Source organism: Streptosporangium roseum DSM 43021 (assembly GCF_000024865.1).
In the GTDB taxonomy this organism is placed as follows: domain Bacteria; phylum Actinomycetota; class Actinomycetes; order Streptosporangiales; family Streptosporangiaceae; genus Streptosporangium; species Streptosporangium roseum.
On sequence record NC_013595.1, the window covers coordinates 719,412 to 744,251 of the forward strand.

Genomic DNA, 24,840 nt, shown 5'->3' on the forward strand with positions numbered 1-24,840 from the left:
TCGTCTCTGCTGGCCTCGCCGAACCGGCTCATGCAATCCGGTTCTGTCTCTGATTTGCTCAGGAGCGTCCGGTACTCGGCAGAGTCATGCTCTGAACGAGTTGCCGAATTGTTCTTATGTAGATCAAGCGGCGGCGCGCCGCGCCGCCGTACCCGGCCCTCTGCCGCCCGCCGTCCGGGCGTGCGGCGTGGGCGCCGGTCCCGGACGACGGCGCCCCGGGCCGTCCACCGACCAGCGCACCCGCCGTTGCCGAACGCACTCGCCGACCCCCGCGACACTCCGCCGCCTACCTGATCGTTTCAGCGCCTATCCAAATGCTTCGCGGCCATCCGGATGCTTCGCAGTGGCGCCGGCACCCGTCTCCGTGGCTAGGAACGCTGCAACCGAAGCCGCATGATGGCTGACTACCTGCGCCGCCCCTTCCGGGTAGGTACCGGTTGCCGTTCACGCTCGGGCCTGGTGTCTACCTTGTCTCCCGGGGACATGTCGGCAAGACGCGGGAATTGCTCAGCCCACCACCCGTGCCACCATCGAGCAACGGGCCAGGGCGGTGCCCAAGCGTCATCTTGCCATCGGGTCGGTCTGAAGTAGCGGTACAGTTCGCTTTCGGCACCGTCGACCTGCGGCAGGGGTCCTTCGCGCAGGAATGGTTTCTCCGGCACAGGGGGCACTCGTAGGCCCTTCGCGATATTGCGAGACGGTCGCTCGAACGCCCATTGTGACGCACCGGCAAGGATTTCTCGGTTGATCTCAGCCGTCTCGACATGGTCGAGGACTGGCGGGCCTAGAGGACGCATCTCCGCGTGAAACAGGACCAACAGATTGGATGGGCTGAGGGGATACATCACAACGCCCGCCGACTCCACACCTTCACGTTCGCTACGAGGGGAGCCAGGTCCACCAATGGTGATAACCGGTTCGTCGCAAGTGACAAGAATGGGTGGAGCTTCGTACACCACCCAATTGCGTCGGAACAGGTAGTCGCCGAGAACCGCCGCTATCTGACCGGAACTTGCGATGACCGCGGCATCTGGATTCTGGACCCACACCTCGCCTGTTTGCAGATCATCGAGAAGCTTCCGGTGTATTGCCACGGTTTCGGGCGTCGGGTCAATACCATGCTTACGGAGCCGCGCCTGGATGCCTTGATCTGTGACCTTGGCATATTGCAGCCGGTAGGTGTCGGTGAGCATCTCTCGTTGCTCAGCGCGGAAAGCCTTTCCACGGGTGATGCTGAGTGCGAGGTGCCACGCGAACAACGCTAGGTGCTCAGGATCAAGCGCCCGAACATCCCGGTGGCTGATGAGTTCATCAATGACAGTTTTCGCATTGCCCTCTATCCGACTCAGCATTGTCTCGAACAGCAGTGGCGGCACCTGGTCGGCATCGACGCCAGGGTGCTCGATCCGATAGAAATCGGTCTCTCGGGCGGCCTTCTCAGGCGAACTGAGGTAGCTGCGATGCTCATCTACCACCGTCACCCGGACCTTGGAATCTTCAGCCCATCGGTGTAGATACGAAGCCGGGATGAGGTGATGTTTCCTCGGTGGTGACCCCGCTGCGTTCCGACGCGCCTGCTCAAGAAGGAGCCGAAATTCTGGGGGATGTCTCTTTCGCTTCACCACGGGGTCAGCGTACAGACGCCGACCGACAGAAACGGCGGCGTTGACTGAGCAGCAGCTACAACCACGCCTCCGGCGGGGGCACTTCAGCGCCGGGATGATCAACGTCGCACCTCCGGAGAGCCGTAGATGGCTGAGGAGAGCCTGATCTTCCCGTCTGCCACGTCCCAGGCAAGCCCAACAGCTCGACTCCTCCGGGTCAAGGCCGTCTGTGACCGTTGGCATCCCATGACCGAGGAACGTCTACCGGCTGATGTACACGCGAAGACGGCCTTGACCCTCCGTCCCCGAGCTGTTGCCCCTCCGGGGTGGGACGAGGCAGACGGGAAGATCAGGCAGGGAGGAGCGTGCGCGTCCGCACGGGGTTCTCAGGCCGTGCCATTCGCGTGCCAGTAAGGCCGGGGAACAGGGGGGAATCACGGGGACTCGCGGACAGGGTGAGACCGCTTCTCACCTGCGCCGCAGCAGTTCAGGGAGCCGCGCACCGAGATTTTCTAAACTGGTGGTCATGCGTGGGCTGGGATACGCTGATTAAGCGCGTCGCAGAAAACATCGAAAACGAGATCCGGTTGGATATTGTCTAGCGGGATTTAACTCTGGTGTGAAAACTGTTTCATTCTAACGTTGGCCCACTTTCCAGTCTGCGGATATGTCAATTTAGATAATCACCCTCCTTGATTTTAACTTCAATCTTAAGACAAAGGATTTTCGTCATCCTTGGCAAGTCGAACAGAGATATGCTCCGGCCAGTACCAGCCAAATTTTACGTTTTTCTTGCGACGCCTTATTCTTAGGCTCCAGGGGAAAACTACGGTAATGGTAAAGAAGGCGAGCACCGTAAGATACAGCCACCAACTCCCACTAGCTCCTTCACGTGCAATGTCCTGCAGGGGCTTCGCCAATATGCCGATACCTTTTGACGTGTCTACCCTTGCAATTATTTCAAGCCCTTGATGTATGTTTGGCAGCGCGATCACTGCTGCCGCCACCAAGGCTGTTGCTGCTGTGATGTTTGCACGCTTGGAGGATTTCTTTGCTTGTACGGCAACGAGTGCTTCACGTTTCATTTCTAGATTGGTTTGTATGCTCTGATAAAGCTCGGGTATCCCTAGCCCGCGGTCGACGCTGGCAGCGATCTCGCGCGCAGTACCGTAGGTGAGAACGTCATTGTAGTTTCTTATATTTACGAAATCCTTCACCTGGCGATCTAGGTGTTTTCCTTTTAGGACCGTACGTCGAATCTCATCATCAAGCCTTCTTGCCTGCCCGTACTTGAACAGGGAGTGCCCGATTACAGTAAGATCGCGGAAATTCTCGGCATGCGAGTATTCTGGATCGGTCGAAGATTTCGAGAAATCCCAGTTTATCCGTACGGCGCTGCCCAATGATGCATGCAGGGAAGATGAAGTGGACTCAAAAAGATCGTCGGGTAGGAATCGACGCAATCCTGTCTCCGATATTCTTTCATACCACCCGACTCTTGCAACAAGACCAGCCAGCTCCCTGATGTGATGCTCCATCCATTCTTGCTGACTGCGGCATGCGCATTTCAGTTCTTCAATACACATTAGCGTATAGCAAATCCAGGACGATCCGCCCTGTAATTTGGTACAATATTTAATTGCCGTCTCATAGATATCAAATATATCGGTCAACGTTGTTGGACTTTTACTTGACAGCGTCCACCACCATGTCCCTCCTTCAATTTTGGAACCTCTTTGACCTGATAAATTTCGCAGCGAAGACCTTTCGTATCGCGCATACGGCTTCAAGACCTCCTCGCATATGCGCACAGAAGAAATAACGACACCTTTAGCTGCCGTAGCTCGGATGCGCTCCTGAAGCGAGGAAGAATCGAATGCGATTGAAAAATGCATTTGTGCTATGCCTGATGAATGCAATACTAAGTCAACATCTATCCATGACTTCGAATTAGCGAAAGGCTCGTCGCCTGTCACTTGACCAGGAATGTGACCCTGAAATGGTTTGAGCTGAAGGCGGATAAAAGGATCGTTTTGTAAATAGCCGGGCGCAAAAATCTCTTCGTCGACGGCATGTTCAAATCCTCGGTTGATTAGCTTACTGTGCATACTATTATCAATAATGCTTGTCGCTTCATCAATGACCTCCTTGACGTCTCGCGAATCTTCGGCATCTTTTTCGAGGGGGCGCCGAACGCCGAAAAAATGTTTGAATATTTGCTTTGCAAGCATCCATCCTAGTGCAGGCATCCTGAAGGACTCTTTTAATATTCCCAACCATCTTCCATTTTCGAGAGCGTCGCTAAACTTGGAAATCGCCAAGGCTTGACGCTTATTTTTCAACAAAGACTTAAATTTGGGGGTTACGGCCACGCGCGGACTAGATGTAGCGTTAGCTGATTCGGCGATACCGGAACGCAGAAGTTGAGAAGCCACCTTGCTTGCGTTTGCGTCATTTCCCAAATCAAAGGTGAAAATGTAATAAACGCCCGTGGGGCCGAGCATTGCCCTATGCGGTTTCCGCTTGAAAGGCCATGACAGAGTAGGCATCTGGTAACGATATGGCATGGCGCCTGTTCGGTGCCAAGTGATTGACGATCTCGCCCTACCGCAGGGCTGTGAGTACGTCTTGTACGTCTTGTACGTCTTGTACGTTTTCAAGGACACGCACTGCGCGCTGGAATAGTTGATCACCGACTTGCGTGGGATGATCTATTCGGATTGAGATCCGAGACGGGGCTTCTGCCCTGGTGAGAGGCCCCCTTGCTGCTTGAAACACAGTGCTCTTGAAACCGCTACGCCTTCGGCGGAGGTACTCGGCTCCGGGATGACCGTCAACGCGAGACCGCGGAGCCGTAAGTAACTGGGATGAGGCCCGATCGTCCCGTCTGTCATCAACCCAGACGAAGCCCGCCAGCCCGACTCCTCCGGGATAAGCCGGTCTGTGACCGTAGGGCAACCGATGACTGAGGGACGGCGGCCGGTGAAGGTACACCCATGACGGGCTTGCACCTCCGTCGCCGGCCCGCTGACTTTCGGATGTGTCGACGGCAGACGAGATGATCGAGCGGGGAGGCATGTGCGTCCGCCCAGGTCACGATCCCGTTCTAGTTGCAGTTCTAGTTGCAATTCAACGCCGTTCAACCCCGTTCCGGGGAGACCGGCCGTGCCTGTTGGTCTAGGTGGAACCGATCCGAACGGGCAAGATCAGAGCTGCTAATGCGGTTGGGGCGGAGTACTGCGGCTCCTGGCTGAACATGTGTCCGGGAAGCTGGTCGCACTTGGGGCGAATCTTTCAGGCAGTCAGCGGAACGAAGACGGCGTTGTCTGTCGTGAGATAGGTATGGCTGACACGACTCACCGATCTGGACTGCCGATGACCGACGACCACGAGCCCACTGCCGAAGAGATCGAGGCATTCCAGCGCGAGGACTTCTTCGCCCCCCTATCGGCCTCTGCGGACGAGTACCCACGGGCATGGAACCAGTCTGCGGCTTTTATCTACAAGAGGATCGTTCGTCCCCTTGCACCTGCTCCACCCGAGTACGTCACCCTGCCTCTACTTGGTGCTGGCATCGGCGAAAGGCAGTGGGATGTGCCGCTGGCCATCGCCAAGTGGAACATGCTGTGGGAAGCCGCTCAGTTTCGACGCCGGTTCTTCTCAGAAGAGGAGATTCCCGGCGCGATGCGCGAGATCGCTGATCGTGGCGACGTGAATGTCGTATTCGTGCCAAGGACGACCACGCGCTACTACGAGTACCTACCCTTGTTCCACTTGCTGTCGCACTCAACCCTGGAGCGGTACGGCCTACCCCTGTTACGAGGCGGCCAATGGCCTTTTCTCATCGAGTCGACATCGGTTGACCGCTATCTCCCAGCAGACTTCGAAAACCGCGTATCCCATGCGTGGGCCTCGGCAGTGTGGCGGCATCTCATACCGGGTTCACCGCAGCGAGCCTTCAGCGCGTCTGACCCGATCCGACTCCTAGCGCACAACCTGGACTTTTGGCTCCCACCTGTAACTGCCGTCATCCAGGAGATCCTTCGCGCTCTTCCCGTGGTAGATGCCACCGTCGCCGAGGAGGCTGTACCACTGGATGATGGAACGGTGCTTGAGGGCGCGGTGACCGCCAGTCCTCGCATGGGCTCGGATCTCTGGCGAGGGGAGGCGGAGGCGGCCGAGGTCATGCGACTGACAGTGGATCAAGCTGATGCTGATGGCCGGCTACGGGGAATCCTCGACGCTGTGCGCTCCCACCGTGTTGAGGATGACTTCTCTGAGCATTGGTCATATGCCCGGGAAGATTTCGAGCGCAAGTTGTATCACAAGCGCTCCAAGATCAAGGTCCGGTTCGTCGAACTCACTGACACTATCCCCGTGCAGGGTCCTGAGACGGAAGTGGAAGCCAACCTAGTGTTCTCCGACTTCCTCGCCCTACTGGATGAGCGTGAGCGCCAAGTGGTCATCCTACTGCACAGCGGCGTTACGAGGATTGGTGAAGTAGCCAGCATTCTGGGCTACAAGAACCACAGCCCGATCTCTAAACGCCTAGCACGAATCCGCAAGAAGGCGGCGGCGTACTTCGAAGTTCCATGACCTGACTCCATTGGCCTGATCAGGCAATCCCGCGGTAGCCAGGAGACCAGGACTCGCCTGTCTAGTGCAGACACAACCGCGGGGTGCGGTCGGACCCCTTGCATCCCGGCTCTGCTCGGTCTCGAGGGCGTTGGTATGCCAGAGACGTAAGAGAGCCAGGGGAACGGAGCGCACCTAGTTGCGTTCGGGGCGCGACGTTCCTAGTGTTTACCCCAACATGTAGTAGGTAAGGCGCTCAAATCCACTACATGTTGTGGTTTCCCCTCTGCGAAGAGGGGGCTGGACAGAAAGAACCGGAGGGCTCGGAACCGGTACCAGCGGTTCCGAGCCGTCCCAGCGGTAAGAAACACCGGAACCAGAGCTTGGATCCAGGCGCTAACTACCCGTGCCTACACGTGCAGACTAGCCAGCGCCTGCGCCTATGAGCAATCGATGTCCGGTGCCGTTCGGCAGGGTCGCGACCTCGTCCTGCCACGACACAAGGAGAACGAATGGGGAGCAGTCAGGGCCTTTGGGTGGCGGTCATTGCTACCGCAGGCTTCGTTGTTGGCATCGTCGGGGGGGCTTTGGCCTGGATGGGAGGGACTCCCACCGCACTTGCGGTACTTGTCGGCGCGGGGGGCTTCGCAGGCTTCATGACCCTCGCACTGGCCATCGCTAACTTCTTGGCTCGGGCACAGTCCTAACCCTTGCTTCATGAATCAGGTGATCGGCGGTCCGGGGCTTCGTTCTTTAGCCTCGGACCGTCGTGCCCGTCGTGTGCCCGATGGGACGGGAAACAAGGGGGAACAGCGGGGAGTCACGGGGAGCACGATCAGTGCGTTGAGCTGGGTTTTCGCAGGTCGAGCATGATCGGCATACGTCTTTGCAAGCAGGATGTCAGGAGTTCGAACGCCCAGGCTCCGCCCCACGTCGGAGTGGTGTACCCGGGCCTCCATGAACTCTGAGCGCTTCAGTACGACGCCGACGGGACGAAAAGGGCGCAGTGGCGTCAACCGGATGCCCTCACGACCCGTCTCTCCTGTGCCCCATCTGTCACAACAGGAGTCGCCTTGCGCATCCGCTCGATTCTCTCGGTCACCGCTCTGGTCGGCAGCCTGGCCCTGCTCTGTCAACCAGCGCATGCCGCCTTCTCCGAACTGCGACAGGATGCGGTCGTCGTCACCGACATCGTCGATTACCAGTGCACCGTAACCGGCGTGGTCGAGAAACAAGACATCAAGGTCAAGGTCGAGCTGACGATGCCGGTCAACGCTGTGACGGGCCAGCAGATGACCATCAGCTGGCACGGAACCTACGTCGACGGCACCGCGCTGAGGGCGCCTGCCGCGGGACTGGCCAGTGGCACCAAGCTGTACGCCTATGCGTCCATCAGCGGGCTCCCCGGACTGACCTCCGCCACCGGAGTGGGCGAGCTCGCTACCCTCAGCGCGGGTCAGACCGTTCCCCTGCCGATGACCATGGTCCCTCTGAAGACCAAATCGTCCAAGGCGGGCACCGCAACGGTGAAGCCGGCCGCCATCAACTTCGGGACCAAGACCGATGAAAAGTCGATCGAGTGCGAGGTGCAGAACACCACCGCCCTGACGACCTACCCCCTCACCGTCGCCTCCGCAAACGACCAGCCAACCGATCCTGCCCCGGTAACGCCGAGCCCACAGCCGACCCCTACCGTCACGGCGACTGCGGACGATCAGTCAACCGGCTCCGTACCGGTGACTTCGGACCCGCAGCCGACCCATACCGTCACAGCAACCGTGACCAAGGCCTCAACGGACGGGAACAGCAAGGTGATCAAGACTCCATCAGGGGGAGCCGCGACCGGAGGCGGCGGTGAGTCCGGCCCCGATGGGCGAATGCTCATATCGACCGGCTTCCTGCTTACCTTCGCTGCCGTCACCGGACTCCTGCTACGCCGTCGTAGCCTTCCCCGGGGATGACCATCCGGTGCTCGCCTTTGGCTGGCTGCACATACTGCGGATAGGTGTCCTTCGTCGATCCGGTAGACCTGGTGCTCAACGAGCACCGCAAGCTCTGTCAGGGGTACCGGGCCGTTGTGGCGGGCGCAGGGGAGGCGTGCAATATGCGGGCAATGATCAAGGTCGTCACCGACGTGGAGGGAAGCGCCACCGCAGGTCGGAGCCCATGGATCGCTGAGAACGGTCACGTCCTGTAAAACCGTCGGCTCAGCCTACGCAGGTTCAAGTCCTGCACCTGCCACACCAGCAGAAACAGCCCTCTCACCAGCGGAAACGCGGTGAGAGGGCTGTTCTCGTATGTCCGGCTGTTCATGGTCGTCAACGGCGATCTACGGTTGATCGTTCCCAATGCGTTCCCATGGGCCGTGGCACCCGATCGACCTGTAACTCCCTCTCCAGCCCTCGCCCTGGCACCGCAAGGGTGTCACGTGATCATGAATACGGTTCCGAAAGACCTCGCGGCTGGTGACACGCGAGGTGTCAGGGGGAGCGTCAGACGGTGTCTGACGTCAGAGGGGCCGTCAGGAGCACTCGCCGAGGGTCACACTCGGGGGTCACACCAGATCACGACCCCCTGTGACCTGCACACCCCGCCGTGGCCCCCTGTGCGCTTCTTGATCAGCGCGCACGGGAGGGTGTGACCCCTGTGGTCCGTCCGCGGTCTGACCGCTTCCATCCCGCATCTTCGACCGTTCGACCGCATCCCGTACAGCTCTGTCCGTACACAGTCGGTTGCGGACCGCGAAGAGGGCATGGTGCCGGTCTTGATCCCGCCAGAAAGCCGCTACGGTCCCAACGATTCCCGATATGTTCCCACGAAGGTGGGTGGATCTTTAAAGGTGCAGGTCAGAGCGTTTTCGTGGAGGGACTTGGTCCACGCCGACCCGCAGTTACGCGAATCCCTGGCCGGGCTCGGCCCGGCCACGCTCATCCGCCGCTGCGCCGACCTGCCCGAATTCGAGGCGGACGACATTCACACTGCCGCCACCGGCGTGCTACGCGCCCTCGCCCGGTCGGCTTGGATGGACGTCATGTGTGCTCTTCTTCGCCCGAACCCTCAGTACGGCACCCGCGGTTCCGGAATGATCCTGACGTTCTTCGGCACCGTCTGGTGGCTCGTCGGCTCCGTCGTCCTGGACGGTTCCGCCCGTACCGCCGCCCTCGTCGCCGGAGCCGTCCTCGCCGCGACCCTGTTCGTCCTCGCTGCCCGCCGCCTCGACGGAACCGGCGGGCGCGAGGCGTACGAACGCAGCGCGCGCACCTTCAAGTGGAGTAACGTCGGCCAGGGAGTGGGGATCGCGGTCGTCGTCGCGGTCGGGAACATCACCGGCGGGTACAGCTGGATACCGGCACTCATCGCGATCGTGGTCGGCGCGCACTTCTTCCCGCTGGCGCGACCGTTCGGCCGCCTCGAGTACCGCTGGACCGGCAGCCTGCTCATCGTCGTCGGCGTGGCCGGCTGCGCCATGGCGCTCTCCGGGGCCTCGGAGTCCGGGGTCCAAAGCGTGGCCGGTCTGGGCTCCGCCACCGTCCTGTGGGCCACGACGGCGTGGTACCTCGTCTCCGGCGTCCCTGACAGATCCACGCTGCGACAGCAAAGCGCCGACACAGGTTCCTGATATGTGTCACGGCCGCGATCGCTTCGATCCCGCAGCGGCCAGTCCTCGTAGTGGTCAACCACGGATGTCAGGCCGCGCTCGGCCAGGGCAATGATGTAGGGCTCGCCGACGTCCAGGCCGGTGGCCTCGCTGAGCATCTCCGCGCATCTGCGCGCGCCCAGCGGCTGCGGCGGACTCGCCTGGCGCAGCTGGGTGGCCCGGCCGGCCAGGTCCTCGGCGGCGGCCCGGGGCCAGTACGGATCCCGGTCCGGGGCGCCGATCAGCCCGGTGTCCTCGGCCCGGCGCCAGTCGCCGAAGGTGAGCCCCAGCAACTCGGGGTGTCGGTAACGAAGCTGTCAGCAGGTGCACGCGATTGCGTTAACCCAGGTCAGCGAGCCGGACTGGCGGGACGGAATCAGCATTCTGCAGGTGAACCCCAGCGGTGCTGCGAGAGCTGTCACCAGGGTCAACACGATCGCGTGTACCTGGTGACACGACTCTCAACGACACCCCAACGCAGCCGGAAAGCTTGCCGGGCGCCGGGGAACAAGCCCTCGTCTGCCTCGTGACCGGCCCCGTAGCCGGCCCCGAAGCGAGCACGGCGCGTGCGCAGGATCACCTCGTGCGCGTGGAGTTCGACGCCGAGCCCGGCGAGGACGCTCGGGCGGCCGGGCTGAGGCACCTCGGCCAGGCATGCCGGCAGCTCGGAGCCCAAGGGCTTGAGCTCTTCGACGCGCAATTCCAGATGCTTTATATCGGCCGGTCAGGCAAGCCTTGCCCGGTGGAAGAGGCTCGCAGGGGCACGGCGTCCTTCACAGCTCGGACGAGGCGTCGGCCCGTCAGACGCAGCGGAGTACTGCCAGCCCCGGCCCCCTTCTGTTCAGGCAAGCTGCTGGAAGGGTTGGCTGCGGCGCCGGCCCGGTCGTCTCCGGCGACGCCGAGACGTGCGGTCGGTCGCTTGCCGGTCGATCATGGCCACCGGAGCGGCGACTCCCGCTCACCACGAACGCGGTCCTCTTGGGGGATGACCCCGATCGCGACCTCCGGAGGATCTCGTCGAGACCTGACGACGACGTCCAGGGCACCCCCGCGGTGGCAGATTGGCGGAACCGTAGAACGCAATCTACCGAGGGAGCCGCGACGTGACCGATACGAAAAAGCTGTGGGGACGACGTGGAATTGCCGGACTGGCTGCCACGCTTGCGTTGATCACCGGAACGGCGACGGCGTCCTTCGCCGGAACCGCGTCTTCCGATCCTGGGCCCCGGCTGTCCGGATCCGCGGGCGGCAAACTGCCCAAGACGTTCGGACCTTGGGCCGGGGACCCGGTGAAGTTCCAGATCGAGGCCCGTGGCGGACCCGGCACCACGAAGGGGACTTTCAAGGTGTTCCACGGGAAGGGCAGGACCGGTGGCGTCGTCGCCGAGTTCGAGGGGAAGATCACCTGTCTGCTGGTGGGCGGTGAGGTCGCCGTCGCCACCGGCGTTATCACCCGTGGTTACACGAACCTTACGGATGAGAAGAACGCGGACGTCACCGGCCAGAAGGTCTCGTTCACCGTGCACGACAACGGCCGTTCCGACAGGCTCTACTGGATGTGGGGGTTCATGAACGCGCCGATCAACGATTGCCAGGGCACGGCGCCGATTCTCAAGACGAGCCACGGGGACTTCAAGGTCCATGACTGACAGGGCAGGCGATCTGGCGCACGTCGGGCGAGGTCGCGCACCCTGCATCCGCGCGGAGGTGACGGCAATGCCGTAGACGCCGTCGCGACCTCGGGAGGATCCCGCGGCGACCCGAGGACGATGTGCGGGGCGTCGCCGCAGCGGCAGATTGACAGGAACGCCGGGGCCCTGGGATGTACCCCGATGGATGGCATGGGGCCGGTCCCGATCTTGCCAAAAAGCCGCTACGGTCCCACCGATTCCCGATGTGTTCCCACAGAGGCGGGGGGATCTTTAAAGGTGCAGGTCAGAGCATTATCGCGGAGGGACTGTAAAACCGTCGGCTCAGCCTACGCAGGTTCAAGTCCTGCACCTGCCACACCAGCAGAAAGAGGCCCCTCACCAGCAGAAATGCGGTGCGGGGCCTTCTTCGTTCTTGATCCGTGAGTCCCCGTGATTCCCCGCTGTTTCCCGGGAGATCAGGCCCCACCTCAGCCACCTACGGTCCAAGGCCTTCAAGGGGCGATCATCCCGGAGCCGAGTACCCCCGCCGGAGGCATGGGTTTGGGGTTGCATCCTGTACCCCGGTACAGGCTTACCGTCGGGGTGCAGGGGTCGCTCGCAGGAGAGACGGGCGGCCTTGGCATTGGGGAGGGCTCATGGAGTGGGCGCCGGCTGAATGCACGCTTCCGACCGAAGAGAGGCCGTTGCGGACGGCGGAGTTCGACGAGCTGTTCGCTTCCGCGCTGCGTGGGCTGGAGCGGGTGGGACCAACTCACCTGCGGCTCATACTGGAGGGTGGAGAACAGGCAGAGCAGACCGCGCGGGACCTGGCCACGAGGGAGACGGGTTGCTGCTCGTTCTTCAGCTTCACCTGCACGCCCGGTGGTGAGGGCCTGGCCCTGGACATCGAGGTGCCCGCGGTTCACGTGAAGGTGCTCGACGGGCTGGCGGTCCGGGCGATCGAGGCGGCTCCCCGGATTGCGTCATGAGCGAGAAATGGCTGCGTACCGGAGAGGTTGCCGAAGCGGCAGGGGTCAATGCCCAGACGTTGCGCTATTACCACCGGCGGGGCCTGTTGCAAGAGCCGCAGCGTAGTAACGGGGGGCATCGGCTGTATCCGCCGGAGACCGTGACCGTCCTGCGTGTGATCAAGGTGGCGCAACGGCTGGGCTTCACGCTGGAGGAGGTGGCCGACCTGGTTGAGGCGGCTTCGCATCGTCACGGCAAGTCGGACAGCGGTTTGCAGGCACGGGCAACAGCGAAGCTCGTCGAGGTGGAACAGAAGATCGCCGACCTTCAGACGATCCGTGACACGTTGGTTCAAGCGGTGGACGCCGGGTGTGATGACCTAGTGGCGTGTGCGGTGAGTTCGTGCTGCCCGTTGCCGTTCTCCGGCCTGGTGGACGGGGGCTAGCATGTCGACCTCAACTGATCCTGACCGGCGTAAGCGCCTGGTCCCAGCTGGTCTGACGGGCTTGGCTGCGTTGGCCTGTGCCGTGTGCTGTGCGCTTCCCGTGCTGCTGGCTGCCGGGGTGATCGGGGGCACCGGGGCCATCGCGCTTACGGGCGTTATGCCGACAGTGGCGCTGGTCCTGGCGGGCGTGGCCGTGCTGGCTTGGGGGCTGGTGTGGTTCCTGCGCAGGCGGAAGCAAACTACTGGATGCGCAGGTGAAACTGGCTGCGGCTGCCAGAGCACGGGGGCTCATCGGCCCACTGAAAGCGATCCCCTGCAGTCGCAGCTGTGACTGTCGCTCGCTCCCTCCTGCTGTTCGTGGTGGCCGCGCTCGCCGAGATCGGCGGTGCCTGGTTGGTCTGGCAGGGAGTGAGAGAACAACGCGGGCTGTTGTGGGTCGGGGCTGGAATCATCGCCCTGGGCCTGTACGGCTTCGTGGCCACCGTGCAACCGGATGCCAACTTCGGCCGCATCCTGGCCGCCTACGGTGGCATCTTCGTAGCCGGATCCTTGGCCTGGGGCATGCTCATCGACGGGTTCCACCCTGATCGATGGGACGTCATCGGCGCCGTGGTGTGCCTGATCGGCGTCGCCGTCATCATGTACGCCCCGCGTTGATAGTCAGAGCTGAGCGAAGCCATGGCACCTCGAACGGAGGCATAGATGGCATCCGGCTGATCAGACCTCAGCAGCTCGTCCGGTACGGGTGAACAGCATCCCGATGAGGGCAATACCCATCCGTGCGGCGGGGTAGGCCCATGCGGCGTTCGGTGAGACCAAGGTCCACAGCAGTCCGGCAATGGCGCCGGCGGCGAAATTGCCCAGGGATTGGACAGTGGCCAGCAGGCCGAAGGCTGATCCACGTAGGTCGGTAGGGGCCAGGGCTGCGACGGCTGCGTGTTCGGCGGTCTCCACGCATCCGATGGCCAGACCGGCGGCGATGAAGGGCAGGGCGAGCAGGAGGTAGCTGACGGTGTCGAAGGCCAAAGCGGCGTAGGCGATGCCGAACAGGGTGATTCCTGCGGTCATGACGAGGACGGGGCCGCGCTTGCCGAGTCGGTCGGAGGTGTGTCCGGCGGGTATGGATGCCAGGGTTGCGGCGATGTTGTAGGCGACGTACAGGCTCAGGGCGATGCTGGTTGCTGCTTCGATGCCGTGGGCGGGGGTGAGAAGCTCTGTGGCTCGCAGGATGAGCAGGGTGGCGGCGACGTTGCCCACCTCGAAAGCGGTGATCGCTCCGAGGAGACGGCCCAGGTCCCCGCGCAGAACGGGCCGGATACGCAGCCTGATCGGGACGCGTTCGCGTACGGCTGGCTGGGCGGCTCTGCTGATGGCGTAGATGATGGCCAGGGCGGCGAGGATGCCGGGGATGACGGAGATGAGGATGGCGGTCCGGACGCTGAAGACGGCGACAAGTTCCAGGGCGAGAAGTGGTCCGCCGATGGCTCCCAGGTTGTCCATCGCGCGCTCGAACCCGTACGCCCGGCCGTAGGCATTGGCTGGAACCAGGTCGGCCAACAGCGCGTTGCGGGCGGGAACGCGTACACCTCGGGCGAACCAGGCCCCCGCGCAGGGCTCCAACCTGCCAGACGAGTTCGCCGGTGCTCTTGTCCTTGGCGTAGACGGTGCGGCCGTTGGTCGAGGCGTCGAAGTCCTTGACCTGCTCGACCTCGCCGACGATGTAGCAGCCGTGCGGGAAGACCTGGTCGAAGCCGATCGGGATAGGGCCTTGGATGGCCATGGTGGTGATCCTTCCGTTTTGAACGGCCGACGTTCGGTCGTCCACTTGTCCGCTTAAGTTGAGAGTAGCTGCTTCAACTCGTCCGCACAAGTGATTAAGAGATGTGGCGAATGAAGGTCAGTGTCTGGCGGCGGGCCTCAGCGGCTCAGTGACAGCGGATGTCCAAGCCCGCGTCGGTGCTGTCGTTGAGCTCCACGATCACTGTGTGGCTGCTGTAGGCCACGTGTTTCGACGGCTGCCGGGCCCACACGGTGAAGATCGGCCGACCGTCCTCGACGCCTGCGATGTCTGCCCGATCGTAATAGTCCGTGAGATCACCGACGGACAACTCCGTATTCAGCGTCAACCGAACACGGTAGTCGCAGTGGTTGCCGTTGCCGCGAAGCGCGATGGAGCCCTCGGCGCCGCCATCGGCCCCATACGTCTTGGGCGGCCGGGGGTAGCTCTCAAACCGATCGATCAGAGCATCGAGCTTCGCGTCGTTGACCCACATGGGGACCTTGAAGAGAAGAAACAGCCCGATCACCGGAAGGAGTGCCACCACCAGGCAGCCGCCCCCTGCGCTGCGCCAGAAAGACCGCCTGGTGGGCGGGTCTTCACTGGAAGCAACAGGAGCGCTCTGCATGGCATCATCCGATGTTGGTCTATGTCACGGGATAGACATCCTGCAGCTCGTGAAGATCGCCTGGCAAGGCCGCCTCCATCACCATGACCACGGCCCCCGCCGCATCATGGACGGTGGCCAGCACCCCGAGAACGGGCTTGGAACTGCCGAGCAACTCGGCCTCTTCCTTCCGGGGACTACGCGCTGTCAGCCGCTCGGTGATGTGGTCGAACCGCAGGTGCTTGACCGCCTGCAGATGCTGGCGGATCCCGTGCCGCAGCGGCTCGGGCTTGTCCAGGTCGGTGCCGAGTGCGATCTCCAGCGGGAACCAGAGCGCCTCCACCGCGGACAGCCGGCCACCCTGCTGGGTCGTCCGCCGACGGGCGATCACCGGCGTCCGTTCTTCCACGCCCAGGAGACGGGCGATGTGACGAGGAGCCGGAACGCGCTGCACGTCGGTGACGCTCTCGGCGCTCTCGGCCTGTTCGGCCACCGCCAGGCCCGGCCGGATGCGATCCGGTGAACTCTCCGGGCGCCCCTTCACGAATGAGCCGCGGCCGTGCTCCCGCTCGATCCACCCTTGCATGGCCAGGGTCTGAAGCGCCCGCACCACGGTCGTGCGCCCCACGCCGAACTCCCGGACAAGCTGCGTCTCGGACGGCAGCATGGCACCCGGAGCGTATTCGCCGGTCTCGATCCGCTGCTGGATCGCCGCCATCACCTGGGCATACTTCGGCGGGGCGAAGTCCATGCTCATGTCAACCGCCCGATCACTCTTCCACTTGTCTGCATAAGCACAGTACCGGCTGAGCAGGCACCTGTATCGACCACCACAGCGATAGCCGCCCGATCCAGATGCACCACGTGATGCTCGATGAGCCTCCCCTCGTACCGTGGAGATCTGACCTAAGGGGGAGGTCGGGGCATGGGAGAGACCAGACGGAGTTTCGATCCGGAGTTTCGGGCGGGTGCGGTGCGCATCGTGCGGGAGTCCGGGAAATCGATCGCCTCGGTCGCGAAAGACCTGGGGATCAACGCGGGCACGCTGGCCAACTGGATGCAGATGGACCGCCTGGCCCGTGAGCAGGACGCCAACGGTGAGCTGGCCGAGTCCGAGCGGGAAGAGCTGACCCGGCTGCGCCGACAGCGGGCCGAGTGGGCCAAGGAACGCGCTGAACTGGAGATGGAGCGTGATGTGCTCAAGCGCTCGGTGGTCTTGTGGGTCAAGGAGGCGACGGGCCGGTGAGCGTGGCGGCCTTCATCGCCTGCCAGAAGACCGAGCACGATGTTCCCCACGCGGTGGCCTGCCGGATCCTGGGGGTCTCGCAGTCCTGGTTCTATAAATGGCGCGATCGCGCACCAGGTGTTCGTCAGCAGCGTCGCGCCGGTTTGGATGCGGCGATCGAGGTGAGGTTCACCGCCTCGGGCGGCACCTACGGCAGCCCGCGCATTACCCGGGACCTGCACGAGGAGGGCTGGCGGGTCTCGGTCAACACGGTGGCCGCGCGGATGGCCGAGCTAGGCCTGGCCGGTCGCCCTGCCGGCAGACGGCGTTCGCTGACGCGCCAGGGCGCCAGGGCGCCAGGCCCGCGGCACCGGATCTGGTCGGCCGTCAGTTCACCGCCGTCGCACCGGATGTGTTGTGGTGCGGCGATGTCACTGAGATCGTCACCGACGAGGGCAAGCTGTATCTGGCCACGGTGCAGGACCTGTTCTCCCGTCGATTGCTCGGCTATGCCATGTCCGCCCATCACGACGCCGCTTTGACGGTCGCCTCGCTGCAGATGGCCGCGCTCACCCGGGGTGGCGACGTCGACGGGGTGATCTTCCACTCCGATCGCGGCGGCGAGTACACCGCCGCCCGGTTCCAGGCTGCCTGCCGCCACTGGGGGGTGGTGCAGTCGATGGGCCGGGTCGGCTGCGCGCTGGACAACGCTCCGGCCGAATCGTTCAACGCCACGCTCAAAGTCGAGCTCGCCCACCGGTATCGCTTCGCCACTCGCGCCGAGGCCCGGCTGAAGATCGCCACCTGGATCGCCGGTTTCTACAACACCCGCCGCCGACACAGCGCCGTCGACGGGCTACCACCAATCATCTACGAACAGCGGATCATGGCTGCCCGAGCGGCCACCACGGTGACACTTCAGCAGCTCATCGCCGCATAGAAAAGTCTCCACGATTTGAGGGGATTGCCACGGCAGACCACCATGATGATTCCCGGGCGGAAGGCGATCTCATGGCTGCATCCGTCCAAGTGCGGCAGGACCTCATCGAGGATCACCACACTGCGCGGTTCGATCCCGGAAGGCGCGGCAATGCCGATCCTGAAGTCCGGCACGTCTTCGTAACGGATGATCAGGTCCTCTCCGTGCTTCCAGCAGTTGTGCCTGAGCGCGAGTTCCATGGAGTTCCCACCGCCGGTCTCCCCGTATGAGATCCGCTCCAGGATGAGATCTTTCACGCACCGCGGCCCGTGGAAGTCGTAGTGCTGGGGATCCACTGCGAACGTGCGAGCACCCACCGGCAACGCGTCGGCGAACTCGGGAAGCCGCTCCAGGTACTCGACCGGGCTGATGACACCATGGATGACCTCACCGGCGAGCAGCGTCATCGACGCGTTGAGATCGACGTACTTCATGCGCTGTTCACGTCTGGAGGCATGCAGGCGCAACCGCTGCGGAACATATCCGGAACGATCTTCATTGCGCCTGCCATGCCATAGGCCATAGCCGCAGGCCACCGCATTATGGAGCCCTCAACAGCCGTTCCACTTCTAATCCGACGGCCATGGGGTCGAATCTTGTAGGACGCCCGCTCCACAGGGGTGGTCAGCCGGCCCGCGGGTCCGCCAGCAGCACCACGCGATCGGCCCCGACGTCGAACCCGAGCACTGGATGGTCCGGGTCGCTCTCCGGCGACATCAACACCGGCTTGCCCAGCTGCCGCCCGATCGTCACGAAGAACCCGCACAGAAGGTCCAGCCGTTCCTGCCCCTGCAGCTCCCGCAGATCGACATCGAAGTCGATCTCGTCCTCCGACAGGAATCGAAAGATCGCCAGCACATCAGGAGCCGGCCAGACGCGCAGACTCGGGCAGTCGGCATCCGAAGGCCGGGACAACACGTGCTCGGCGCGGGGCAGCGGCATCACAATGTCACCTTCGGAGTACTCGCTCCTCCAGCCCTGGGCCTCGATCAGATCAAGAAGCACCTGCCAGTCGCCGACCGAGGTGTCCGTAACCCATACATCCGGCAGTGTCCCCATCAGATCAGGGTCGAAGAAGCTCCTGACCTCATCCCACAGCAGATCCGGCATCCTGCCATGCTTCCCGTTGAAGGAGGCCGGCGCATCTCGCCAGGACAGCTCGACCCCGCAAGGTTGCTCAGGTGAGAACCTGATCATCCGCCGTCGAGCCGAGCAAACCACGACCCCTGTACGTCCGCTCCGGACAAGGCATGATCGACTCGTCGCGCATATACATGCAATGATCTTGAAGGCGTTTCCCAGGTCACGCCAGGCTTTTCGGGTAGTTCGCGGACGGGGACCGGCCCTGGAACGCTGAGGTTTCTTCATCCCGAGTAGTGATCGGCTTTGGTCGCCTGTAGAACGAGGACGGCTCGGACGATCGCGGTAGCGCGCCGGAGGCGACAACGGAGCCGGACCGGCACTTTCCTGCCCTCAGGGGTGTGACGGCATGCTCATCGATCGAGCGAATGTGGGCATGGGCGCGGTCGACGGACCTTTGGCCGCAAGGCAGGATCGGTCGGTGCCGGTGGCGCTTGAACGAGGTGCAGATCGTGTCGCCCATGCCTGAGGTGCGGATCGTGTCGCCCGCGCCTTGGGAACCCTGGTCAGTGAAGGTCGGCAGGTTGGCACGGGTGAGCGCGTCGATCAGGCCCACCTGGCGTGCAGCGGTCAGATCGTGCACCGCCATGCGCGGGCGCTGGGGCTCGCGTCCGCGCGGCCGAGCCCACCGAAGACCGCTACTCGATCTCGCCGAGGTCGAAGGCGACGTCGGCGAGGCGAACCGTCCGCACCTCCGGGTCGTCGAGGAGCTTGCGCAGGTCGGCGAGTTTCCAGCGGTCGACGACGAGCCCGTGCACGACGCCCGCTTTGGCCGCGTCGGTGAGCCGGTAGTGGTCCAGCTCGAACTCGCTGAGGTCGTCCCCCTCGTCAAGCAGCCCGACCCACCTGCGGAACTCCGCCAGCGCCGCCTCAGGTTCGGTCTCGCACTGATAGCTGAAATCCGTCCGGATGTACTCCTCGGTCATGTTGCGGTTCCAGACGACCGCGTTCAGCGGGGGATAGTTGCTGGAGTCGTCGTAGTAGGGAGCCGGGGCGTAGATGTAGGAGACGTCCGCTCCTCCGCAGAGTTTGTGCTTCCGGTTGAAGGCGACGAGCCGCTCGGTGGTCATCGCGTTTGCGAACTCCACGACCGCGACGGCGTCGAGCGTCTGGGGGAGCCCATCGATGGTCTTTCGAGCCTTCTCCGTCAGTTCCTTGTCGGCTCCGGGGTCCGCCTCCACGGAGGCGATCGCGTCGCCCAGGCTGCCGGACGGCCCGTCGAGGGAGGGGGCCCGGATGGTGCCGAACAGGTTCTCCGTGATTTCGTACCCTGTCTCGTCCTCGCTGGGACCGGCTCGGCGCGGCTCCCCCCACAGCGTGTAGGTCGTCCCCAGCAGGCCCCGACCATCGTCGTAACTGTAAAACAAGCGCTTGTCCGAGTTCGCGACGCGGGCGGTCGTGCCGTACACCTGGGCCGTCCGCTCGTCGTCGAAGTCGATGAACACCCACGAAATCCGCTCGACCGCACTGAGAGCCAGGAACAGTGCCGCAGTGACGGCCACGACCCTGAGAAGGGACCTGGCCATGTACGCCCAGTCGGGCTCCCTCGTGTTCATCCCGCACACTCCTGCGATCTAGATCAAATCGGGTACGGCGCACCATAGCCGCCCGAAACCGGTCTGGGCAGGGAGATCAGGCGAGGACTCGGTATGACAGGTCGGCCAAGCGGCTGCCAGCCAGGACCGGCCGCCAAGGCTGCACGCCCGCTGAGGAGCTACGGAGGTTCCGGGGTCCTTGTCGTACGGCATGCACCTCATGCGGCCGGAGAGCTGCAGCCCGGCCCGCGAACGCCGGCGGGCCGCCGTGGAACCGTAGAGAAAGTCCTCATTCAGGGGTCCAGCGTGATGCGTTCTACTTCGGGTGCCACCGGAATACGGCTGGAACGGGCCGCGTCCACCGGAAACCGCGAACGCGGGATCGAGCCGCCCAAGGGTTAGCCGCCCAAGGGTTAAGCGCCGGCCTGCCTCGCGTACCAGGTGATACTGGCTCCGTTCGGGAACGACCTGCGGTCGGTCGGGGTGAACGCGGTGGGACGGAAGCCACCATCGACGAGGGCGGCGCCCGCGCCCGCCACCACGGGATAGCTCTTGATGATCAGTTCGTCGATCTCGGTCAGCAGCGAGTTGGCCAGCCCTCCGCCGCCGCAGAGCCAGATGTCCAGCCCGTCCCCGCGCTTGAGGTCCCGGACGAGCGCGGCGGGGTCGCGCACCAGTTCCACCGCCGGGTCGTCGATGCGGTCCAGGGAACTGGAGACGACGTACTGCCGCAGGTGCGTGTACGGGTTGCTGAGCCCTTGGTCGAGCACGGCCCGGTAGGTGTTCAGCCCCATCAGGACGGTGTCGAAGCGCCTGTTGGGGACGTCCACGAGGCCGGCGTGCGGACGGTACTGCGTGGGAACAGTCTCGGGATAGCGCTCGTTGACCCAGGCCATGTACGCGGCGGCGGCCTCGCCCTCGCCGACCGGGTAGAAGTCCACCTCCCCGCCGGGGCCCGCGATGCGGCCATCGATGGACACGCCGATGTAGTAGACGAGCTTGCGCATATGACCACTCCATTTAAAGTACTATGTATGAAGTGGTTTAGACGTTAGTACTACGAGTGGAGTGGTGTCAACTGTGCGCAGGAACGCCGAGAGGAGGGTGGCGCTCATCGACGCCGCCATCGAGGTGCTGGCCGGGCAGGGCGCGCGGGGCCTGACCTTCCGGGCGGTGGACGGCGCGGCACGGGTCCCTCGTGGACGCCGGCGAACGCTCCGCCCGGGGTGACCTTGGTGACGCGTCCAGGAAGGGCACGGCCGAGCCGGGTGCGGGCGACCCGCTGCAACGGGTCCGGTCGCAGGGTCTTGAGCGACGGTGAGGTGAGGCGGCGCCGGCAGGTCAGGGCGTGTCCGAGCTTGCCGGCAGGTCAGGGCGTGTCCGAGCTTGGAGAAGGCTTCGCAGATGCCGTCGTGGGTCGCCCCGCGGACACGCGGGTGGCGGAACCGGCCCCGGTACGGCGGTGGTGCTGGCCGTACCTCGGAACTCCGGTGGGCGGGATCGATTATGTCCTGCTCCCGCCGACATGCTTGCTGGCATCGCAACCGAGTCATCAAGCAGGGAGATCCCCGATGTCGCACTCCACCGCCCCCTCCCGGTCGGCCAGGCCCGGTTCGGCCAGGCGGCGCAGACTGCCGGCCCTGGCCACCGCGGCCGCCGTCGCGCTGGGCGCCCTCGGCCTGGCCGTAGCCCCGGCCGGCGCCGATGCCGCCCGGTGGAGCGGCCCCGCCGGCACCGTGCAGACCGGTCCGAACGGCCTGGCCCGCCCCGCCGACGCCGTGCAGACCAGCCTGAACGGCCTGGCCCGCCCCGCCGACGCCGTGCAGACCAGCCTGAACGGCCTGGTCCGCAGCGGCGAGTTCCCCGGCGTCCTGGCCGCGGTGCGGGGTCGTGACGGGCGTACCCGGGACTACACCGCCGGCGTGGGCAACCTGGAGACGGGGGCGAAGGTCCCCGTCAACGGGCGGGTACGCATCGGCAGCAACACCAAGACGTTCGTCGCCGTGGTCGTGCTGCAGCTGGCCGACGAAGGCAGGATCGACCTGGACGCGCCGGTCGAGAAGTATCTTCCCGGCCTGGTACGCGGCAACGGCAACGACGGCCGCAAGTTCACCACCCGCCAGATGCTCCAGCACACCGCCGGCCTGGCGAACTACACGCAGTATCTTCCGCCGTTCTCCGAGGTCCAGCACACCTACTTCGAGCCTCGGGAACTGCTCGACATGGGTCTGGCGCACAAGCCGGTGTTCGCCCCCGGAAAGAGCTGGCAGTACAGCAACACCGGCTACGTCCTGCTCGGCCTGCTGGTGCAGAAGGTCACGGGCCGGCCGATCAGCGAGGAGGTCACCAACCGGATCATCAAGCCGCTCGGGCTGCGCGACACGTACTGGCCGGGCGTCGGCGAGCAGACGATCCGCGGCGCCCACCCCCACGGGTACTCCTCCAAGGACCCCGACGGGCGGACCGGCAAGAACGATGTGGACGTCACGGAGATGGACCCCTCCTGGGGATGGGCGGCCGGGCAGCTCGTCGGCACCCCGCGCGACGTCAACCGCTTCCTGGGCGCGTTGCTGGACGGCCGGCTGCTCAAGCCCGCCCTGCTGGAGCAGATGAAGCAGACGGTCGAGGCGCCTGGATTCCCTGACGGCTGGTCGTACGGGCTCGGTCTGATGAAGATCAAGCTGAGCTGCGGCGGTTACGCGTGGGGCCACGGCGGTGACATCCACGGCTATGAGACCCGTAACGGCGTCACCGAGGACGGCCGGTCGGCCACGGTCGCCGTGACCGCGCTGCCCTTCGCGGAAGCCGGCGCCGATCAGGTCAACGCCGCCCTGGACACCGCGCTCTGCGCCCAGAAGTGACACCGCGCTCTGCGCCCAGAAGTAAGGCCGCGACCCGCGGGAGAGCCGTGATCCGCCACCGCAGCCGACCCGTCCTCCAGGAGATCATCGCCGCCGGACAGCGCGAGGAAGTGAGCCTCCCCTGCCCGGCGGGGCTGTGCCGGAGAGGGTCTTCAGTTGGTGTCCTCGACGGGCGTGCACGGCTGCACGGGGGTGTCCGCCCGGGCCAACCAGCTGCCGAGTTGCCAGGGCACCTGTGCGTTCGCGTTGTCGCGGAACTCCAGTACGAGCGTCTCGCCCGGCTTGATGTGCTCCGGGGAGATCCGGATCGTCCGTACGGAGGTCGCCTGGGCGGCCTTGAACGAGCGCGACTCGTTCACGAGTGAACGCAGCTCGTCCGGTCCTGTGGTGCCCGGCCCGTTGTAGGTCGAATCCACGCCGGCGAACCGTGGGCCCGCGCACCGTGTGCCCGCGGCCAGGAACGTCACATCCGCCTTGACGCCGGCCGCGCCCAGCTTGGCCTGCAGCCCGTCGGGGTCGCGTAGTTCGTTGAGGGTCACCGTGAGCGTGCCGCCCGAGCCCTTGGCCACCGCGTAGGCGGGGATGTCGTTTCCGATGATCAGAGGTGTGACGGCGGCCGCCGCTGCGACACCGGCCGCGACCAGCATCCGGGGGGCGGTGACGTAGCGCCGCCGGGGGTGCATCCCGTCGAGTAGCCGCCGCCGCGCTCCGGCGAGTTCCTCCGGGGTGGCCGGCGGAACGGCCTCCCACATGGTCTTCAGTGCGTCCATCGTCATTCTCCTCGTTCTTCCTGGTTCAGGGCGTGACGGATCTGGAGACGGGCTCGATTGAGTCGCGAGGCGACGGTGCCCAGGGGGATGGCGAGCGCGTCGGCGACCTCCTGGTAGCTCAATCCGGCCCAGGCGACGAGCAGCAGCACGTCGCGATCAGCTCGTGTGAGCCCCAGCAGGGCCCGTGCCAGCGGTCGGTTGACGGCCAGGGTGTTGATCCCGTCCTCTACCCGGAGACCCGATATCTCCGCTGGATGCAAGCCGCTGCGGATGTATGCGCGGTAGAGGTTCGTCTCGGTGCGCCGCCGCTTGCCGATCACGTTGGAGGCGATGCCGTACAGCCACGGGCGGGCGTCGGAGCGGCCCCGGTCATAATCGCCCCGGCGCTGGAAGGCGGCCAGAAAGGTGTCGGCCACGACGTCCTCCGCCTCGCTGGGTCCCAGTCGCCTGGTCACGTAGCGGTGCAGGAGTGGCGCATGCCGGTCGAACAGGATGGCGAAGATCTCGGGCTCGTGCAGCGACCTCTCAATGAGAGCCGCGTCATCGACCTCGGTGACTTCGCGGGGAATTGTCATGCATGTCGGCCTTTCTTGGCGTATGCGGTCACCTGTACTTACCGCGCCGGGCCGAAATCCTTCACCGGACGATCACCGTGCCATAGGGGCACAGCCGGTGCGGAACATGCACGGGATGATCTCCAGCCGCGTCCGGTCGAGTGGTGTACGAGCCTCTGGAGCGGAGGCCGGGCGGGGAGCCGGCCCGGCACGGATGCGCGCTCCTGAGTCCCGATGGCCACCTGCTCGCCACCGCGGGCGCCGACAGAAAGATCCGGTTATGGAGGAGCGCCCAGCCGCCCGACCACCACGTGCTGTATCGGCGTATCGACTACCTGCATGCCCGGTTGAAGGCAACGCGCAATCTCCAGGACGCCCTCTTCGGTAAGATCCAGGGACTTACCGCCTCGACCGGCACCGCTCCCGTCGAGGACCGGGACGGTGCCGACGGGACATGAGACGACCTGCTCCTCAGGTCAGATCTCCACGGTATCGGGGAGAAGGGCACCCGAGAGCTTCCCCGCGGGTTGG

23 protein-coding genes and 3 pseudogenes are annotated in these 24,840 nt (G+C 64.2%); 14 read left to right on the forward strand and 12 right to left on the reverse strand.

From position 1 onward, the window contains the following. Window positions 1–404 precede the first annotated feature (404 nt). Window positions 405–1,847, reverse strand: coding sequence for a DUF4238 domain-containing protein (locus SROS_RS47135; protein ID WP_081453024.1), 1,443 nt, complete (start codon window positions 1,845–1,847; stop codon window positions 405–407). A gap of 467 nt (window positions 1,848–2,314) precedes the next feature. After that, the gene (locus tag SROS_RS49170; protein ID WP_148268930.1) at window positions 2,315–4,153 is read right to left on the reverse strand and encodes a hypothetical protein; all 1,839 of its coding nucleotides are present in this window, start codon (window positions 4,151–4,153) and stop codon (window positions 2,315–2,317) included. A gap of 826 nt (window positions 4,154–4,979) precedes the next feature. Here SROS_RS49170 and SROS_RS03375 point away from each other — a divergent pair. The 8 genes from SROS_RS03375 to SROS_RS03425 all read left to right on the forward strand — a co-directional run bounded on the left by SROS_RS03375 (window position 4,980) and on the right by SROS_RS03425 (window position 13,518). Beyond that, the gene (locus SROS_RS03375) at window positions 4,980–6,200 is read left to right on the forward strand and encodes a sigma-70 RNA polymerase sigma factor region 4 domain-containing protein (protein ID WP_148268931.1); all 1,221 of its coding nucleotides are present in this window, start codon (window positions 4,980–4,982) and stop codon (window positions 6,198–6,200) included. Window positions 6,201–7,252: 1,052 nt separating this feature from the next. Continuing rightward, the gene (locus tag SROS_RS03385) at window positions 7,253–8,140 is read left to right on the forward strand and encodes a hypothetical protein (protein ID WP_012887479.1); all 888 of its coding nucleotides are present in this window, start codon (window positions 7,253–7,255) and stop codon (window positions 8,138–8,140) included. A gap of 44 nt (window positions 8,141–8,184) precedes the next feature. After that, on the forward strand, window positions 8,185–8,376 hold the full coding sequence (locus tag SROS_RS03390; RefSeq protein WP_043651251.1) for a hypothetical protein: 192 nt from the start codon (window positions 8,185–8,187) through the stop codon (window positions 8,374–8,376). A gap of 672 nt (window positions 8,377–9,048) precedes the next feature. Continuing rightward, entirely contained in the window at window positions 9,049–9,798 is a 750-nt protein-coding gene (locus tag SROS_RS45640; RefSeq protein ID WP_052316859.1) for a hypothetical protein, read from the forward strand. Window positions 9,799–10,919: 1,121 nt separating this feature from the next. Next, the gene (locus tag SROS_RS03410) at window positions 10,920–11,465 is read left to right on the forward strand and encodes a hypothetical protein (RefSeq protein WP_012887481.1); all 546 of its coding nucleotides are present in this window, start codon (window positions 10,920–10,922) and stop codon (window positions 11,463–11,465) included. A 686-nt stretch (window positions 11,466–12,151) separates the two neighbouring features. Then, window positions 12,152–12,436: a hypothetical protein gene (locus SROS_RS03415; protein ID WP_245564554.1), complete on the forward strand. Its 285-nt coding sequence runs from the start codon at window positions 12,152–12,154 to the stop codon at window positions 12,434–12,436. Then, on the forward strand, window positions 12,433–12,861 hold the full coding sequence (locus SROS_RS03420) for a MerR family transcriptional regulator (protein ID WP_012887483.1): 429 nt from the start codon (window positions 12,433–12,435) through the stop codon (window positions 12,859–12,861). The genes SROS_RS03415 and SROS_RS03420 overlap by 4 nt, the downstream gene beginning before the upstream one ends. A gap of 327 nt (window positions 12,862–13,188) precedes the next feature. Next, the gene (locus tag SROS_RS03425) at window positions 13,189–13,518 is read left to right on the forward strand and encodes a YnfA family protein (protein ID WP_012887484.1); all 330 of its coding nucleotides are present in this window, start codon (window positions 13,189–13,191) and stop codon (window positions 13,516–13,518) included. 60 nt (window positions 13,519–13,578) lie between these two features. On the opposite strand, the gene SROS_RS03430 is transcribed toward SROS_RS03425, so the two are convergent. From SROS_RS03430 to SROS_RS03440, 3 genes are all read right to left on the reverse strand, one after another. Beyond that, entirely contained in the window at window positions 13,579–14,481 is a 903-nt protein-coding gene (locus tag SROS_RS03430; protein WP_052316861.1) for an MFS transporter, read from the reverse strand. 305 nt (window positions 14,482–14,786) lie between these two features. After that, window positions 14,787–15,266: a hypothetical protein gene (locus tag SROS_RS03435; RefSeq protein ID WP_043651257.1), complete on the reverse strand. Its 480-nt coding sequence runs from the start codon at window positions 15,264–15,266 to the stop codon at window positions 14,787–14,789. A gap of 19 nt (window positions 15,267–15,285) precedes the next feature. Next, complete coding sequence (locus SROS_RS03440; RefSeq protein WP_012887486.1) at window positions 15,286–16,002, reverse strand: GntR family transcriptional regulator; 717 nt, start codon at window positions 16,000–16,002, stop codon at window positions 15,286–15,288. Window positions 16,003–16,170: 168 nt separating this feature from the next. On the opposite strand from SROS_RS03440, the gene SROS_RS03445 reads away from it, so the two are divergent. The 3 genes and pseudogenes from SROS_RS03445 to SROS_RS53695 all read left to right on the forward strand — a co-directional run bounded on the left by SROS_RS03445 (window position 16,171) and on the right by SROS_RS53695 (window position 17,410). Then, window positions 16,171–16,491, forward strand: coding sequence for a transposase (locus tag SROS_RS03445; RefSeq protein WP_012887487.1), 321 nt, complete (start codon window positions 16,171–16,173; stop codon window positions 16,489–16,491). A 53-nt stretch (window positions 16,492–16,544) separates the two neighbouring features. Then, a pseudogene (locus tag SROS_RS54355) lies at window positions 16,545–16,784 on the forward strand (IS3 family transposase); the annotation flags it as partial. After that, complete coding sequence (locus SROS_RS53695; RefSeq protein WP_362966122.1) at window positions 16,721–17,410, forward strand: IS3 family transposase; 690 nt, start codon at window positions 16,721–16,723, stop codon at window positions 17,408–17,410. The pseudogene SROS_RS54355 and the gene SROS_RS53695, both read left to right, overlap by 64 nt. Here the strand turns inward: SROS_RS53695 and SROS_RS03455 are convergent. The 5 genes and pseudogenes from SROS_RS03455 to SROS_RS03470 all read right to left on the reverse strand — a co-directional run bounded on the left by SROS_RS03455 (window position 17,389) and on the right by SROS_RS03470 (window position 21,131). Beyond that, window positions 17,389–17,883 (reverse strand): hypothetical protein, encoded by a 495-nt coding sequence (locus SROS_RS03455; protein ID WP_012887488.1) that lies wholly within the window; start codon window positions 17,881–17,883, stop codon window positions 17,389–17,391. The genes SROS_RS53695 and SROS_RS03455 overlap by 22 nt on opposite strands. A gap of 190 nt (window positions 17,884–18,073) precedes the next feature. Then, a complete protein-coding gene (locus SROS_RS03460; RefSeq protein ID WP_012887489.1) occupies window positions 18,074–18,559 on the reverse strand; it encodes a hypothetical protein in 486 nt (161 codons plus the stop codon). A gap of 254 nt (window positions 18,560–18,813) precedes the next feature. After that, window positions 18,814–19,214: pseudogene (locus tag SROS_RS49175) on the reverse strand (IS5/IS1182 family transposase); the annotation flags it as partial. Between the two features lie 13 nt (window positions 19,215–19,227). After that, window positions 19,228–20,145 carry a hypothetical protein gene (locus tag SROS_RS03465; protein ID WP_012887490.1) on the reverse strand — a complete coding sequence of 306 codons (918 nt, stop codon included), beginning with the start codon at window positions 20,143–20,145 and terminating at the stop codon, window positions 19,228–19,230. A 392-nt stretch (window positions 20,146–20,537) separates the two neighbouring features. Next, entirely contained in the window at window positions 20,538–21,131 is a 594-nt protein-coding gene (locus SROS_RS03470) for a dihydrofolate reductase family protein (RefSeq protein ID WP_012887491.1), read from the reverse strand. 73 nt (window positions 21,132–21,204) lie between these two features. Here SROS_RS03470 and SROS_RS47145 point away from each other — a divergent pair. Further along, a pseudogene (locus SROS_RS47145) lies at window positions 21,205–21,327 on the forward strand (TetR/AcrR family transcriptional regulator); the annotation flags it as partial. A gap of 368 nt (window positions 21,328–21,695) precedes the next feature. Beyond that, window positions 21,696–22,985 carry a serine hydrolase domain-containing protein gene (locus tag SROS_RS03475; RefSeq protein ID WP_012887492.1) on the forward strand — a complete coding sequence of 430 codons (1,290 nt, stop codon included), beginning with the start codon at window positions 21,696–21,698 and terminating at the stop codon, window positions 22,983–22,985. Between the two features lie 152 nt (window positions 22,986–23,137). Here SROS_RS03475 and SROS_RS03480 read toward each other — a convergent pair whose 3' ends face one another. Beyond that, window positions 23,138–23,755: a hypothetical protein gene (locus tag SROS_RS03480; RefSeq protein WP_012887493.1), complete on the reverse strand. Its 618-nt coding sequence runs from the start codon at window positions 23,753–23,755 to the stop codon at window positions 23,138–23,140. 2 nt (window positions 23,756–23,757) lie between these two features. Further along, window positions 23,758–24,330 carry an RNA polymerase sigma factor gene (locus SROS_RS03485; protein WP_012887494.1) on the reverse strand — a complete coding sequence of 191 codons (573 nt, stop codon included), beginning with the start codon at window positions 24,328–24,330 and terminating at the stop codon, window positions 23,758–23,760. A gap of 143 nt (window positions 24,331–24,473) precedes the next feature. On the opposite strand from SROS_RS03485, the gene SROS_RS03490 reads away from it, so the two are divergent. Beyond that, on the forward strand, window positions 24,474–24,767 hold the full coding sequence (locus SROS_RS03490) for a WD40 repeat domain-containing protein (RefSeq protein ID WP_148268933.1): 294 nt from the start codon (window positions 24,474–24,476) through the stop codon (window positions 24,765–24,767). Window positions 24,768–24,840: the final 73 nt, after the last annotated feature.

Excerpts from the sequence above, each read along its gene's own strand:
- SROS_RS47135 (WP_081453024.1), bottom strand. The coding sequence starts at position 1,847 with ATGCCAACGGTCACAGACGGCCTTGACCCGGAGGAGTCGAGCTGTTGG.
- SROS_RS49170 (WP_148268930.1), bottom strand. The coding sequence starts at position 4,153 with ATGCCTACTCTGTCATGGCCTTTCAAGCGGAAACCGCATAGGGCAATG.
- SROS_RS03375 (WP_148268931.1), top strand. The coding sequence starts at position 4,980 with ATGACCGACGACCACGAGCCCACTGCCGAAGAGATCGAGGCATTCCAG.
- SROS_RS03420 (WP_012887483.1), top strand. The coding sequence starts at position 12,433 with ATGAGCGAGAAATGGCTGCGTACCGGAGAGGTTGCCGAAGCGGCAGGG.
- SROS_RS03435 (WP_043651257.1), bottom strand. The coding sequence starts at position 15,266 with ATGCAGAGCGCTCCTGTTGCTTCCAGTGAAGACCCGCCCACCAGGCGG.
- SROS_RS03440 (WP_012887486.1), bottom strand. The coding sequence starts at position 16,002 with ATGAGCATGGACTTCGCCCCGCCGAAGTATGCCCAGGTGATGGCGGCG.
- SROS_RS03445 (WP_012887487.1), top strand. The coding sequence starts at position 16,171 with ATGGGAGAGACCAGACGGAGTTTCGATCCGGAGTTTCGGGCGGGTGCG.
- SROS_RS03455 (WP_012887488.1), bottom strand. The coding sequence starts at position 17,883 with ATGAAGTACGTCGATCTCAACGCGTCGATGACGCTGCTCGCCGGTGAG.
- SROS_RS03460 (WP_012887489.1), bottom strand. The coding sequence starts at position 18,559 with ATGCCGGATCTGCTGTGGGATGAGGTCAGGAGCTTCTTCGACCCTGAT.
- SROS_RS03465 (WP_012887490.1), bottom strand. The coding sequence starts at position 20,145 with ATGAACACGAGGGAGCCCGACTGGGCGTACATGGCCAGGTCCCTTCTC.
- SROS_RS03470 (WP_012887491.1), bottom strand. The coding sequence starts at position 21,131 with ATGCGCAAGCTCGTCTACTACATCGGCGTGTCCATCGATGGCCGCATC.
- SROS_RS03475 (WP_012887492.1), top strand. The coding sequence starts at position 21,696 with ATGTCGCACTCCACCGCCCCCTCCCGGTCGGCCAGGCCCGGTTCGGCC.
- SROS_RS03480 (WP_012887493.1), bottom strand. The coding sequence starts at position 23,755 with ATGGACGCACTGAAGACCATGTGGGAGGCCGTTCCGCCGGCCACCCCG.
- SROS_RS03485 (WP_012887494.1), bottom strand. The coding sequence starts at position 24,330 with ATGACAATTCCCCGCGAAGTCACCGAGGTCGATGACGCGGCTCTCATT.